Origin of the sequence: Actinoplanes sp. NPDC049598 (genome assembly GCF_040675435.1) — a bacterium.
Classification (GTDB): Bacteria; Actinomycetota; Actinomycetes; order Mycobacteriales; family Micromonosporaceae; genus Actinoplanes.
In genome coordinates, this window is record NZ_JBFAOX010000010.1 from 285443 (window position 1) to 300002 (window position 14560).

Genomic DNA, 14560 nt, shown 5'->3' on the forward strand with positions numbered 1-14560 from the left:
CCCTCAGGTGGTGCCGGCGAAGCGGCGGATCGTCAACAGGGCGGCGACCGCCGAGACGAGGAAGAGGATGGCGGCGACCCACCAGTTGCGGTGGGAGCTGATCGGGGTGGCCACGATCGGGGCGGCGCCGCCGCCGGACTCGACGCCCTCGGCCCGCGGGGTCAGCGGGGTCAGCGCGTCGGGCGCCGACTGGGCCTGACCGGGGACCGGGGCGCTGCCGAAGCGGGCGATGCCGGGCGACGGATTGGTGTCCAGCGGGTTGTCCAGCACCGCCGGGACCTGCTGGGTCAGGGCGGCCACCGGGTTGACCATGCCGAAGCCGAAGGTGGCGTCGCGGCCGGGCGTGCCCAGATCCTTCGCGGTGCGGACGATCCGGTTGATGACCTCGCCGGCCGGCATCGTGGGCCAGCGGGAACGGATCAGGGCGGCGGTGGCCGAGACCATCGGGGCGGCGAAGCTGGTGCCCTGCACCTTCCAATAGGTGCCGCCGGCCCGGGCCCCCACGAGCTGGGTCGCCGGGGCGGTGACCACCGTTTCCTTGCCGGTGATGGAGCCCGACCAGAGGGACGTGCCGTCGCGCTCGGTGCCGGCCACGGCCAGCACGCCGGGCTCCCGCGCCGGGTACCACACATCCGTGCCGGACGAGGCGCTCGTGTTGCCGGTGCAGGCGACGACCACGACGTCCTTGGCGAACGCGTAGTCGAGGGCCGCGGCCAGGGCGGCGCTGCTGCCGTTGCCGCCCAGCGACAGGTTGATGACCCGGGCCCCGTGGTCGACCGCCCAGCGCACCCCGCGGGCGACGATCAGGGCGTCGTCGTAGCGGTTCTGCTCGTCGAGCACCCGTACGGGCAGGATCTTGGCCTTGGGGGCGATGCCGACGACGCCGTTCTGATCGTCGTTGCGGCCGGCGATGATGGCCGAGACCGTGGTGCCATGACCGACCAGGTCGGTGTCGCCGTCGCCCTCGGGGTCGACCAGATCGCGGCCCGGCAGCACCTGGCCCTGCAGATCGGGATGGGTCGCGTCGACGCCGGAGTCGATGACCGCGACCGTCACCCCGGCGCCGTCGGCATAGGTCCAGGCGTCGGGGACGTCGAGCGTCTCCAGCTGCCACTCGTCGTCGCGCACGGAATCCGACAACAAGGGGGCAGGCTCGGCGAAGGCCGGCGAGGCGGGCACCACACCCAGCGCGAAGACACCAGCCACGGCGGCGGCCAGCAGCCGGCGGGCACGCGGAGACTTCAGGCTCGCAACACTCACGGATCGCATCGCCATTCTGGGTCCGGAACGGTCGATGCAGATTACTCCGAAACCGCGCCCGTTTGTCGTGATCGGTCTATGCCAGTCGCACCCACAGTCTGTTAATTCCCTTGGTCGACTCAGTGCGGGGGCAGGTGCGCCAGCTGAATCAGGCGGACGCCCTCACGCCGGGTGAGCAACCGCCCACGCCCCGGCGGCATCAGGGCCGGCCGGATCGGCCCGATCAGCGGCCCCTCGTCGGACGGCCCGGACATCACCAGACCCGGCGCCGACAACTCGCGCAGGCGCTGGATCACCGGCTCGTACAGCGAACGGCCGGCGCCACCGGCCCGGCGGGTCAGGATCAGGTGCAGGCCGACGTCGCGGGCCTGGGGCAGGTACTCGAGCAGCGGGGTGAGCGGGTTGGTCGGCCCGGCCACCACCAGGTCGTAGTCGTCGACCAGCACGAACAACTCGGGCCCGGTCCACCAGGACCGGTCGCGCAGCTGCTGGGCGGTGACGTCGGGGCCGGGCAGGCGGCGCTCCATGTAGCCCGCGACCGACTGCATCAGCTCCAGCGTCTTGGGCGCCTGGATGCCGTAGCCGATGCGGTGCTCCGACTCGGGGAGATCCATCAGGCTGCGCCGGTAGTCGACCAGGATGATCCGGGCCTCCTCCGGCGCGAACCGCTTGGTGATCGTCGTGGCCATCGTGCGCAGGAACGTCGACTTGCCGCACTCGGCGTCGCCGAAGAGCAGGAAGTGCGGGTCCGAGGCGAAGTCGATCTCGACCGGCTGCAGGTCGGCCTCCGAGATGCCGATCGGCATGCGCAGGCCGGCGCCGCTCTCCACGTGCAGATCGGCGTACGGCACGACGGCCGGCAGCAGGCGCACCTTGGGCGCGCTCGCCCCGTGCCAGTTGGTGGCGATCTCCTTCACCAGGTCGCTGGTGTCGGCCATCGTGGAGAGCTCGGGCCGCACGGTGAGAAGGTGCAGCGCCTTGTTCTTGTCGGTCGGGTGCTCCTTGATGCCGCGGCCCGGCTTCTCGGGCACGGTCATCGCGGCCCGCCGGTTGATCGAGGAGTCGCTGGGGTCGCCGAGGCGCAGCTCGAGCCGCGAGCCGAACAGGTCGCGGATGCCGGGGCGGAAGTCCATCCACCGTGAGCTCGCGGCCACCACGTGGATGCCGTAGGACAGGCCACGCGTCGCGAGGTCGGTGATGACGGGATCGAGCTCCTCAAACTCCTTGCGCAGGGTCGACCAGCCGTCGATGACCAGGAACACGTCGCCGAACGGGTCGTCGTCGGCGGCCGGGTTGGCCGGGTTGGCCCGGCGGCGCCGGTAGGAGGCCATCGAGTCGATGCCCATCGCGGCGAACCGGGCCTCACGCTCGTTGAGCAAAGTGGACATCTCGCCGACCGTGCGCCGGACGCCGACCGTGTCCAGACGGCTCGCCACCCCGCCCACATGCGGCAGGTCGCGCAACGTGCCGAGCGAACCGCCGCCGAAGTCGAGGCAGTAGACCTGCACCTCGGCCGGCGTGTGGGTCAGGGCCAGGCCGCAGATCATCGAGCGCAGCGCGGTCGACTTGCCGCTCAGCGTCGAACCCACCACGGCCACGTGACCGGCCGCGCCGGCCAGCTGCAGCCACATCACGTCCCGGATCTGCTCGCGCGGCCGGTCGACCAGCGCGATCGGCACCTGCAGGGCGCCGTGCAGCTCGGGGTTGGCGAAGGCCAGGCCGCGGGCCGGGTCGGCCACGACCGGGCCGAGCAGCTCGTCCAGCGCCGCCGACTGGGTCAGCGGGGGCAGCCACACCTGGTGGGCCGGCGGGCCCTGACCGCCGAGGCGGTCGACCATCACGTCGAGCACGCTCTCGCCGGCCGGGATGGACTCGGGCGGCGGCTCGACCGGCTTCACCGGCTTGGGGGCCGGGACATAGCGGGTCGAGTACGCCAGGACCTGCGGGTCGGCCCCGGCGCCACCGGTGGCGGCGCGCGTGCCGGCCTTGCGCAACGGCCCCGAGACGTACGCCGCCTTGAAGCGCAACAGAGGCTCCGTGCCGAACTTGAGATAGCCGTGACCGGGTGAGCGCGGCAGCTCGTACGCGTCCGGAACACCCAGCACCGCGCGTGACTCCAGCGCCGAGAAGGTCCGCAGGCCGACCCGGTACGACAGGTGGGTGTCGAGCCCGCGCAGCCGGCCCTCCTCCAACCGCTGGCTGGCCAGCAGCAGATGCACGCCGAGCGAGCGGCCCAGCCGTCCGATCTGGACGAACAGGTCGATGAAGTCGGGCTTGGCCGAGAGCAGCTCGGAAAACTCGTCACAGATGACCAGCAACGACGGCAGCGGCGGCAACGCGGCCCCACCGGCCCGGGCCTTCTCGTAGTCGCGCAGGCTCGCGTAGTTGCCCGCCTTGCGCAGCACCTCCTGCCGCCGGATCATCTCGCCGTCGATCGCGTCGACCATGCGGTCGACCAGCGGCAGCTCGTCGGCCAGGTTGGTGATCACGGCGGCGGTGTGCGGCAGGCGGTCGAGCGAGGCGAAGGTCGCGCCGCCCTTGAAGTCGATCAGGACGAAGTTCAGCGTCTCCGACGAGTGCGTGGTGGCCAGCGCCAGCACCAGCGTGCGCAGCAGTTCCGACTTGCCCGAGCCGGTGGCGCCGATCAGCAGGCCGTGCGGGCCCATGCCGTCCTGGGCCGACTCCTTGAGGTCGAGCTCGATCGGGCTGCCGTCGGCCCCCACGCCGATCGGCACCCGCAGCTTGTCCCGGTTGGGCCGCGGCATCCAGGCCTGGGCCACGCTGAACGTCTCCGGGTCGCCGATCCCGAGCAGGTCGGCCAGCCCCATCTCGGCCGAGAGCGGGGTGTCGGACGACTTCGACATCGCGGCCAGCCGCAGCGGCGACAGCCGCCGGGCGACCGCCTCGGCCTGCTCGACGGTGAGCCGGTCGGGCGTACCGACCTCCGCCTCGTGCTCCATCGAGTAGGTGTTCAGGACCCGCCGGCCGCCCGCGTGGGCGACCTCGAGCACCAGCAGCGACCGGTCGAGCAGGCGCGGCGGCTGCTCGTCGAGGTCGAGCACGGTCACGCCGTCGATGCCGTCGTCGAGCTGGGTCGCGCCGCGCAGGTCGGCCCCGTCGAGCACGATCACCACGTGCGGGGTGCTGACGCTCGCGCCCATCGGGTTGAACCGGGGCCGGTTGCCGATCACGTCCTCGAGCAGCTTCTCCAGGTCGGGCCCGGAGCTGGCGACCAGCCGCACATGGCCGAGCGCGTCGGTGCGCGCCGGGTGCAGGTTGTGCGGCAGCCACTTGATCCACTCCCAGTCGGCCCGCCGCTCGGGGCCGGCGCAGACCGCGACGATCAGGTCGTCCGGCGCGTGGAAGGTGGCCAGCTGACAGACGATCGCGCGGGTCAGGTCGTGCTTCTCGCCCCGGATGAGGTCGTGCTTCTCTCCCCGGATGAAGACGCGGGCGAAGCCGCGCAGCGAGGCGGCCACCGGCAGATCGGGCACCACGGAGTACGCGTCGAGGAAGCGCCGCAGCGCGCCCGCGGTCATCGGCTCCAGCTCGTCGAGCGGCCGCGTGACCGGCGGGATCAGGGGTGTGGCGAGGGTCTGCGGGCCGACGGCAAGGCGTACGACACCGAAGTCGGGGTCGTTGGTGCGGCGCTCCCAGACCCGGTGACTGTTCGCCGTGGACCACAGTTTGGTCGGGTCGGGATGGCGGTAGAGCAGGCCGATCCGCTGCTTGTCGGCGGTTTCCCGGACGCGCTTGCGCAGGCCCGACAGGTGGCGCAGGTATTCGCGGCGGGCCGCCATCATCTCGGCCTTCTTGGGCGAGCCGCTCGCGCCGAAACTCGTGGTCAGCATGGCGATCGAGGAGATGCCGAACAGGCCACCGATCACATAGGAGTACGCGCCGCCGCGCCCCTGGCCCATCATCATGGCCATGGCGACCGAGCCGCCCAGCATCGGCAGCGCCATCATGGCCTGCTGCCAGCGCCCGCCGGCCTGCTGCGGGATCTCCGGCGGCGGCTCGACAGCGATCTCCCCGGTCGGAATCTCCGGCGCCGGACGCCGAGCCGACCGTTTGATCACCACCGTACTCATGCCGCTATGTAACCCTTTCATCCACAAGCGTGGCTGTCCCCGTTGTGGCCCATCGTAGGTAAAGTCGGCTAGCCACCGCATTCACCTATGGAAAAGGGTCAAACCCATGAGTATCGGGCTGGCTCGCGTCACCATCAGTGCGCCGCAACGCCGCATCGATGTCGCGCTGCCCGAGCACGTGGCGCTGGCCGAACTGCTGCCCGAGGTGCTGCGGCACGCCGGCGAGGGCCTCGCCGACGACGGGGAGAAACACGGCGGGTGGGTGCTCCGCCGCACCGACGGGGTCGCGCTCGCGACCAGCCAGGGCCTTTTCCCCCAGGGCGTACGCGACGGTGAGGTGCTCCACCTCGTGCCGGCCCACGACGAGTGGCCCGAGCTCGAGTACGACGACGTGGTCGAGGCCATCGCCGAGGGCGCCCGCCGCCGGGGCAGCGCCTGGACGCCGGCCTCCACCCGCACCGCCACCCTGGTCGCGGCCGGGATCCTGCTGGCGGTCGGGTTGATCGCCGTCCTCGCGGCCGGTCCCGGCTGGCCGGGGGCGGCCTACGCCGGTCTCGGGCTGGCCGTCGTGCTCGCCCTGGCCGGGGTCACGGCTTCCCGGGCGTACGGGGACGCGCGCGCCGGCGCCGCCCTGGGGGCCTACGCGATGCCGTACGCCTTCGCGGGCGGAGCGGTGCTCGTGGCGACCGACGACCGGGTCGGTGTCTTCGGACTGCTGCCCTGGCTCGGCGGCTCCGAGCTGCTGGCCGGCTCGGTGGCGCTGCTGCTGGTCGCGGCGCTGGGCGGGGTCGGGGTGGCGGCGTCGCTGCGCCTGTTCACGGCCGGCGGCGTGATCGGGCTGTTCGGCGCGCTGACCGCGCTGGTCGCCATGGTCACCACCGCGTCCGGCGCGGCCGCCGTGCTGATCTCGGCCCTGGTCTGCGGCATCGGTGTGCTGCCGCTGCTGGCGATCCGGTTCGGCAAGATGCCGACCCCGCCGGTCACGCTGCCGACCGGCGCCGACGCCGCCGAGGGGTTCACCGGGGCGACGGCGAGCTCGCGCTCGCTGGATGCGGCTCGGGACCGGCCCGACCGGGCGACGGTGTTCGCGGCCGTGACCCGGACCGAGGAACTGCTGGCCGGCATGCTGCTCGGGCACGCGGTCCTCGCGGTGGCGGCGTTCGGCGTGCTGGCCGTGGCGGGCACGCTCTCGGCCCGGATCCTGATCATCGTCTCGGCCGCGGCGCTGTTGCTGAGGTCGCGGCTGTTCGTGACGCTGCGCCAGCGGGTGCCGCTGGTCGTGGGCGGGCTGGCCGGCGCGGCGGCGCTCGGGTTTGACCTGCTGCGCGGGGCGAGCCCGGCGGTGCTGCTCGGACTGACCGCGGCCGCGCTGGCGCTCGCGCTGATCACCGTGGTGGCTGGGGCGACCTATTCGCGCAAGCCGCCGTCGCCCTATCTCGGCCGCGCCGCCGATCTGCTGGACACCCTTGTCGTGGTGTCGGTGATCCCGGTGGCCTGCGCGGTCGTCGGTTTGTACGACGCCGTCGGAAATATCAGCCTCTGAAAGCTTGATGGGCGGCCGCCTTTGAGCGGCCACCCATCAACGGGCGATCATCAGGCGCTTCAGTGCTCGAGGCCCTCGGCCTCCGCGGCCTCGGCCCGCTTGAACGAGGCCCGGATCTCCTCCTCGGCCTCGACCCGGCCGGTCCAGGTGGCGCCCTCGACCGACTTGCCGGGCTCCAGGTCCTTGTAGACCGTGAAGAAGTGCTGGATCTCCATCCGGTCGAACTCGCCCAGGTGGTGGATGTCGCGCAGGTGCTCCTGACGCGGGTCCTCGAACGGGACGCAGAGGACCTTGTCGTCGCGGCCCTTCTCGTCGGTCATCCGGTACATGCCGATCGCCCGGGCCCGGATCAGGCAGCCGGGGAAGGTCGGCTCCTGCACCAGCACGAGCGCGTCCAGGGGGTCACCGTCCTGGCCCAGGGTGCCCTCGATGAAGCCGTAGTCGGCCGGGTACTGCGTCGCGGTGAAGAGCGTCCGGTCCAGCCGGATGCGACCCGTCTTGTGGTCGACCTCGTACTTGTTGCGCTGGCCCTTGGGGATCTCAACCAATACGTCGAAATCCATCTATCTGCTCCCTTGTTCGCCCGCTGAAGAGAAGACCGGTCCGGCGGGCGGTGAACTGCGGCCGGAACGGGCCGACAGGATCCGCGCGCGACGGTGTGCCGGATGTCGCTAGTCTCCCCTAAGTCCGACGCCGCGTACTAGGAGGGCCTCGTGGGGAGGCAAGATTCACACGACGGACCCGGGTACGACGGCGTGTCCGAGTCGCAGAACGACCCCAAAAACGGTAACCCGCCGGCGGAGGGCGGCAACGTCACTTCGCCCACTCCGCCGGACAATGGCGATATCGACCACCCCAATAGACTCTCTAATCCGCATTTATCCCCCGCAGTGCCGTCACCGGTACGAGCGGAGCCGACGCCGGATATGCGACAAGAAGCGCCCACCGCGCCCACCGAGTCGGAAGATCGACAGGTGCAGCCGCATGACCAGGCCCCCGAACCCGCCACGGACCTGACCTCCGCCGCCCGGCCCGCCGCCGAACGCGCGGCGGGCTCTCCGATGGTTGAGGACGATTCCGCGCCCGAGCGGCCCGCCGCTTCCCCGTCCGGTGAGCGGGGCCTTTCCCCTTCCGGCCAGGCAGGTAGTTCCGCCCCTACGGTGACGGGTGGTTCTGCGTCTGTGCCGGCGAGTGGCTCCGCGCCTGGACAGGCGGGTGGGGCGGCTGGGGAGCCCGGCATTTCCGCTGCTCGGCCGCCCGGTGGGTCTCTGGCTGGGCAGGGGGGTGGCTTCGCGTCCGGTTCTGGGTCAGGCTCTGCGGATCGTGGTTGGTTCGACCAGCCGGCGGTATCGGATGATCGCGCCGCGATCTCACATCACGGCGGGTCGGAGCAGGCTGGGAACGTCGGGCGGGCGGTCGCGGGCTCCGCGGCTCGTGGGTTCGATCAGCCGGCGGCGGATGATCGCGCTGCGACCTCGCATCCCGGCGGGTCGGGGTCGGCTGGGAACGTCGGGCGGGCGGTCGCGGGCTCGGCGGAGCGAGCACAAGGGCCGTGGGCCACGGCCCCGGGCAATTCGTCGAGGCCCGGCTCGCCGGGCGGCGGGACATATGGGCAGCCGGCGGCCACGTCGAACGTGGCTGGACCGGAAACGCCGGCGAAAGCCGTTCGACGGCCTGATGCGGCAGGTGATTTCGGGGCGCAGGGATCGTCCGCCGGTGCGGCGAGTGGCGCCGGCGGGCAGACAACTTCCGCCGCCGCGGAAACCGGGCAAAAGGCAGGAAGTCACTCCCGGACCGGGCAACTGGCGCGGGCGGCGAAAGAATCGTCGGGAGGGCCCGAAAGCCAAGTCCCCGGATCCGGCGTCCATGGCGTCCCGGCCCCGTCTGCCCCGTCTGCCCCGGTTGGCTCGGCGGCATCGCAGAGCCTCGCGGAGCAGTCCCAGCTCTCGTCCGCCGGCCAGACGGCGCCGGGCGGTAACGCGGATGGCTCCGCGGCGATCGGTCAGACGGCACCGGGCGGCAATGCGGCTGGCTCCGCGGCGGTCGGTCAGACGGCGCCGGGAGCGGGCGTTTATGGGCGGCCGGTGAGCGCAGGCGGTAGTCAAAGCGATCACGCGGGCGGGCCGGACCGAGCCGAGGGGCAGAAACCGGCCCAGGTCGGACCGACTCCATCCGCGCCTGGGGGCGGGGGTGTCTACGGCGGGCCCACTCAGCCGGTTGGTGGTGGCTTGGCTTCGGCTGGGCCGGTTGGTGGTGGCTCGGCTTCGGCTGGGCCGGTTGGTAGTGGCTCGAGTTCGGCTGGGTCGTCGGCAAGCGCCGGGGTTTTCGGCAGTGCGGCGCAGGCGCTCGGGGACTTGATCTCCAATGACGGGCCCCGTGGCGGGAAGGCGCGGCCTGATGGTCAGCAGGCCGCCGGGGAACGGCCGTCTGGTGCGGGCGTCTATGGCGGGCCGGCGCGGGCGGACAGCGGTCAGGCGCCCCGGGACCTGTCAGTGCAGCCGCCGGGTGTGGGTCATGGCGGGCCGGCGCGGGCGGACAGCGGTCAGGCGCCCCCGAGCTCGTCAGGGCAGCCCCCGCGCGTGGGCGATGGCGAGGGGCCGAAGGCAGGCACTGGGGGTTCGGGCCAAGGCGTCCAGCAGGGTGTTGTCTACGGCGGATCGCCGCGGGCCTTCGCCGGATCGGCGCCCGGTGCGGGTGGCGATGGTGGGACGGCGCAGGCGGACCAGAGGCAAGCGGCCGGCAGCGCGGGTCACGGCCCTCAGCAGGGCAGCGCGGGTCACGGCCCTCAGCAGGGTGGCGCTGGTTCCAGCGGGCCGGCGCGGGCGTTGGAGTCGGGTGTTTACGGTGTCCCGGCGTCAACGGCCGGTGTCCCGGCCTCGACGGCCGGTGCCGCGGCGTCGACGGCCGGTGCCGCGGCGTCGGCGGCCGGGGGATCGGGGTCCACGCGGGGATCGGGGCCGGGGGTCGAGGATCGGGCTTCGGTGGCCGGCGATGCCGGTGCTGGGCCGGGCGGCAATGTCTATGGCGGGAAGCCGCAGGAGTCAGGGCCGGCGGCCGGTGGCGTGTATGGCGGCAGATCGCCGGGCTCGGAGCCGGGCGGGGCCGGAGACCTTACGCAGGTCGTGGGCGGGGAGACCGTTGATCTTGCGGCGCATGTGGCGCGCGGGGGCGAGCTTGCCGGTGGTGAGCCGCCGGCGGAGGCGAAAGGGTTCGAGCCGGCTCTTCGGGCGGTAGCGCGCCCGGCGGCCGTGAGCGGCGACGGAGGGGGCCCTGAGCAGCCGGGTGGGCGCCGGAGGACGCGTACGGCATGGGTTGTCGCCTTGGTTGTCGCGCTGATGGCGGTGGTCGGCGTTGTCGCTGTGGTGCGGCCGGGGCCGGTCGAGGGGTGGCTGGGGGCGGAGCCGAGTGCGGCGCCGACCACGGCTGGGCCTACGCCTGAGGCGGCGCCGACGCCCGTGCTGGCGGCGGCGGCCGGGGGTGGGACGGCGCTGACGGCGGCGGGGGTCAAGAAGGCGCTCGATCCGCTGGTGGGGTCGGCGGCGCTGGGGACCAAGGTGCACGTCCGGGTGCTGGATGTGGCCTCGGATGAAGTGCTCTATGCCCGCAACGCGGACACCATGACGACGCCGGCCTCCACGACCAAGCTGTTGACGGCGGCGGCTGTGCTGTCGGCTCGGGGGGCGGCCTACCGGCTGAGCACGCGGGCGGTGGCGGGGAGCGCGCCGGGCGAGGTGGTGCTGGTCGGGGGTGGGGATCCGTCGCTGTCGGTCGACGCGAAGGGGCAGTTCCCGGGGGCGGCCCGGCTCGATCAGCTGGCGGCGCAGGTCAAGAAGGCGCTGGGGGCGGCCACGGCGACGAAGGTGACCGTCGATACGTCGCTGTTCAGTGGCCCGGAGACCGCCGTGGGGTGGGATCCCTCCGACATCTCGCCGGGTGGGCAGGTGTCGCGGATCCAGCCGCTGATGACCAACGCCGGGCGGATCAAGCCGGTGCACAACGAGTTCGGCGGGGATCCGCGGTCTCCGGATCCGGCGATCGCGGCCGGCAGGTCCTTCGCGAAGCTGCTCGGGGTGCCGGTTTCCACCGTCAAGAGGGGCAAAGCGCCGGCGGCGGGGGCGGCGCTCGGTGTGGTTCAGTCGCCGCCGATGGTGCAGCTCACCGACTGGATGCTTGAGCAGAGCGACAACACCATGGCCGACGTGCTCGGGCGGCAGGTGGCGCTCGCGGCGGGGCAGCCTGCCACCTTCGACGGGGCGACCGATGCCATCGTGAAGAAGATGCAGGAGATGGGGCTGCCGTCGGACGAGGCCGATCTGTACGACGCGAGCGGGCTGTCCCGGAAGAACGGGATCAGCCCGACGATGTTGACCCAGCTGCTGGCGCTCGCGGCCAGTGGGCGGGAGCCGTCGGTCAGCTCGATGTTCGGCGGGCTGCCGGTGGCGGGGTGGTCGGGGACGATGACCAAGCGCTTCGTGGCGCCCCAGGCCAACCAGATCGGCCAGGGCGTCGTACGGGCCAAGACCGGCACGCTGAGCGGGGTGAACACGATGGCCGGGGTGGTCACCACCCGGGACGGGCGGCTGCTGGTCTTCGCGATCATGGCGAGCGGGTCGGGGAACGCGGTGACGGCGCGGGCGGCGCTCGACAAGGTACCCGCGCGGCTTGTTACCTGCGGGTGCTGATCTCGGGGTTTTACCTGAGGTGGGTGCTGGAAATCCGCGGGTACGGTGGGGTGCATGGCGCAGTTCGTTGATTGGGATCTGGCCGCCGCGACCGCTGGCGCGCTGTCGAAATCCGGGCCCGCGGTCTCCTACGACGATGCGATGGCGGTGGTCTCCGAGCTGCGGGCGCTCACCGACGAGGCGGCCGGCCACGTCGCCGCGTACACCGGTCTGAGCTCGCAGGTCGAGGTCCCGCCGGTCCGGGTGGTCGACCGCAAGGACTGGGCGGCCGTCAACATCGAGGGTCTCAAACAGGTGATCATCCCGCTGGTCACCCGGCTCTCCGGTGACAAGCAGCCGGGTGGGCTGGCCGACGCGATCGGCTCGCGGGTCACCGGCGTTCAGGCCGGCACCATCCTCGCTTATCTTTCCGGCCGTGTGCTGGGGCAGTACGAGGTCTTCTCCGGCAACCCGGGCCAGCTGCTGCTGAACGCGCCGAACATCGTCGAGGTCGAGCGCAAGCTCGGCGCCGACCCCCGCGACTTCCGGCTCTGGGTCTGCCTGCACGAGGTCACCCACCGCACCCAGTTCACCGCGGTCCCGTGGATGCGCGGCTACTTCCTCGGTGAGGTGCAGGCCTTCGTCGACGCGTCGCAGAGCAGCGAGCACATCCTGGAGCGGCTGCGCCGCGGCGTGGCCACCCTGTCGGACGCGCTGCGCGATCCGGAGTCGCGTTCGTCGGTGCTCGACATCGTGCAGACCCCGGGGCAGAAGGCCGTGCTCGACCGGCTGACCGCGTTGATGACGCTGCTCGAGGGGCACGCCGAGTTCGTCATGGACGGCGTCGGCCCCGAGGTCATTCCGAGCGTGGAGGCGATCCGGGCCAAGTTCAACCGTCGCCGCGAGACGGGCAACCCGTTGGAGAAGGCGATCCGCCGGCTGCTCGGCATCGAGGTCAAGATGCGGCAGTACGCGGAGGGCCGCAAGTTCGTGCACGGCGTGGTCGAGCGGGTCGGCATGGACGGCTTCAACAAGATCTTCGACTCGCCGCTGACCCTGCCCCGGCTCGACGAGCTCGGCGACCCGGACGCGTGGGTGACCCGCGTGCACGGCTCGCAGCCGGCGATCGGGGGGTAGGTGGCGCGGATCCCGCCATCGGTGGCCGCGGTGCGGCTGGCCGTGCGGCGGGCTCTTCCGGCCTCCGGCCTGGTCCTCGTGGCCTGCTCGGGTGGGGCCGATTCACTGGCCCTGGCGGCGGCCGCCCGGTTTGTCGGCCGCGCCGTGGGGCTCGTGACGGTTGATCACGGGCTGCAGGACGGCTCGGCCGGGCGGGCGTCCGACGTCGCTCTATGGGCGGAGAGGTCGGGGTTCACCCCAGTCGAGGTGGCCACTGTCTCGGTGGCGGGACGGCCGGGTGGTCCTGAGGCGGCGGCCCGGGCGGCTCGTTATGAGGCGCTGACCGCGGCGGCCGAGCGCCATGGGGCCGTGGCGGTGCTGTTGGGTCATACGCGCGACGACCAGGCCGAGACTGTTCTGTTGGCGCTCGCGCGCGGCGCCGGCACGCGAGGGCTGTCCGGAATGCCGGCCGTGAAGGGCCTCTTCCGCCGGCCTTTGCTGGATGTCGCCCGGGCCGACACCCGAAAGGCTTGTGTGGAGCTGGGGCTGGCTCCCTGGGAGGACCCGCACAATTCGGATCCGTCTTTCGCGCGCTCCCGGGTGCGCGGGTCGGCTCTGCCCGCCCTGGTGGAGGCGCTGGGGCCGGCCGTGGTGGCCAATCTGGCCCGGTCCGCCGGGCAGATCGGGCAGGACAACGAGGCGCTGGATGCCCTCGCGGGGGATTTCTCGGGCGAGATGACCGTGGAAGCGCTGGCCGGGCTGAGGCCGGCCATCCGGAAAAGGGTGCTGCACTCCTGGGCGCTGCGACTAGGCGCGCCCGGCGGAGCGTTGTCGCATCGTCACGTGGAGGCGCTGGACGCCCTTGTCACGGCCTGGCGCGGGCAGGGCCCGGTGTATCTACCGGGCGGAATACAGGTGGCTCGTGACCGGGGAGCACTCGTTCGGGTGTCCTGACAGTCTGTGAGAGTCATCACTAGGCATGTCCGATTCGTCGGTCCTACTGCCCCGAACCGGGGGTTTTCCTGCGGTTAGAGCCGACTTGGCGGCCGCCCCGTGCGCCGGCCGGCAACCTGCATGCGGCACGCTGGTGCCATGGCTGATGGCTCCTGGTACGACGCCGACATCGACCACGTGATCATCTCTGAGGAGCAGATCCGGGAAAAGATCGGCGAGCTGGCGAAGCAGGTCTCCGCGGACCACGCGGACGCGGAGGGCGGCATCCTGCTCGTCTGCGTGCTCAAGGGCGCTGTCATGTTCATGGCTGACTTCGCGCGGGCGCTGGGCCACCATGGTCCGTCCACCGAGATGGAGTTCATGGCGGTCTCCTCCTACGGGCAGGGCACCACCACCTCCGGCGTGGTGCGCATCCTCAAGGACCTCGACCGGGACATCACCGGCCGCCACGTGGTCGTGGTCGAGGACATCGTCGACTCCGGTCTGACGCTGTCGTGGCTGATGAAATACCTGCAGTCGCGCTCGGCGGCCAGCGTCGAGGTGGTCGCGCTGTTCCGCAAGCCGGACGCGGTCAAGGTGCAGGTCCCGGTGAAGTACGTGGGCTTCGACATCCCGAACGAGTTCGTGGTCGGCTACGGTCTGGACTTCGCCGAGCGCTACCGCGAGTTGCCGTACGTCGGGGTACTCAAGCCCGAGGTGTACGCCCGTAGCTGAACCGTTTCTCAGCCTCTTCTCAGAAATCCGTCTTTATGGGCGGTTTTGCTCCGAAAGCTCGCTGAACGGGCGGGGGCCACGAGGTGTCCGGCCAGCGGGCTCACGGGTTCGCGACCGGCACCCACGGTGTACCGTCGAGTGACCGACGGCGCAGTCACACCTTGCGCCGGAGGGCCGGGACGATTCACCGTCGCTGGATTTCGAAAGTCACTGGGCGGGGT

General features: G+C 71.9%; 8 protein-coding genes. 5 read left to right on the forward strand and 3 right to left on the reverse strand.

Annotated elements, in window-relative coordinates; all coding sequences use genetic code 11:
- Positions 1 to 3 precede the first annotated feature (3 nt).
- A complete protein-coding gene (mycP, locus tag AB0J66_RS24365) occupies positions 4 to 1188 on the reverse strand; it encodes a type VII secretion-associated serine protease mycosin (protein ID WP_364664762.1) in 1185 nt (394 codons plus the stop codon).
- A gap of 191 nt (positions 1189 to 1379) precedes the next feature.
- Positions 1380 to 5351: a type VII secretion protein EccCa gene (gene eccCa, locus AB0J66_RS24370; RefSeq protein WP_364664623.1), complete on the reverse strand. Its 3972-nt coding sequence runs from the start codon at positions 5349 to 5351 to the stop codon at positions 1380 to 1382.
- 106 nt (positions 5352 to 5457) lie between these two features.
- Here eccCa and eccD point away from each other — a divergent pair, with 106 nt between their 5' ends.
- Positions 5458 to 6894 carry a type VII secretion integral membrane protein EccD gene (gene eccD, locus AB0J66_RS24375; RefSeq protein ID WP_364664625.1) on the forward strand — a complete coding sequence of 479 codons (1437 nt, stop codon included), beginning with the start codon at positions 5458 to 5460 and terminating at the stop codon, positions 6892 to 6894.
- Positions 6895 to 6953: 59 nt separating this feature from the next.
- On the opposite strand, the gene AB0J66_RS24380 is transcribed toward eccD, so the two are convergent.
- Positions 6954 to 7457, reverse strand: a complete 504-nt coding sequence (locus AB0J66_RS24380; protein ID WP_360247293.1) for an inorganic diphosphatase — start codon at positions 7455 to 7457, stop codon at positions 6954 to 6956.
- Between the two features lie 2757 nt (positions 7458 to 10214).
- Here AB0J66_RS24380 and dacB point away from each other — a divergent pair.
- From dacB to hpt, 4 genes are all read left to right on the forward strand, one after another.
- On the forward strand, positions 10215 to 11576 hold the full coding sequence (gene dacB / locus AB0J66_RS24385; RefSeq protein ID WP_364664627.1) for a D-alanyl-D-alanine carboxypeptidase/D-alanyl-D-alanine-endopeptidase: 1362 nt from the start codon (positions 10215 to 10217) through the stop codon (positions 11574 to 11576).
- 54 nt (positions 11577 to 11630) lie between these two features.
- Positions 11631 to 12692, forward strand: a complete 1062-nt coding sequence (locus AB0J66_RS24390; protein WP_364664630.1) for a zinc-dependent metalloprotease — start codon at positions 11631 to 11633, stop codon at positions 12690 to 12692.
- A complete protein-coding gene (tilS, locus tag AB0J66_RS24395; protein ID WP_364664632.1) occupies positions 12693 to 13625 on the forward strand; it encodes a tRNA lysidine(34) synthetase TilS in 933 nt (310 codons plus the stop codon).
- 138 nt (positions 13626 to 13763) lie between these two features.
- Positions 13764 to 14339 carry a hypoxanthine phosphoribosyltransferase gene (hpt, locus tag AB0J66_RS24400; RefSeq protein ID WP_364664635.1) on the forward strand — a complete coding sequence of 192 codons (576 nt, stop codon included), beginning with the start codon at positions 13764 to 13766 and terminating at the stop codon, positions 14337 to 14339.
- The last annotated feature ends 221 nt before the right edge of the window (positions 14340 to 14560 follow it).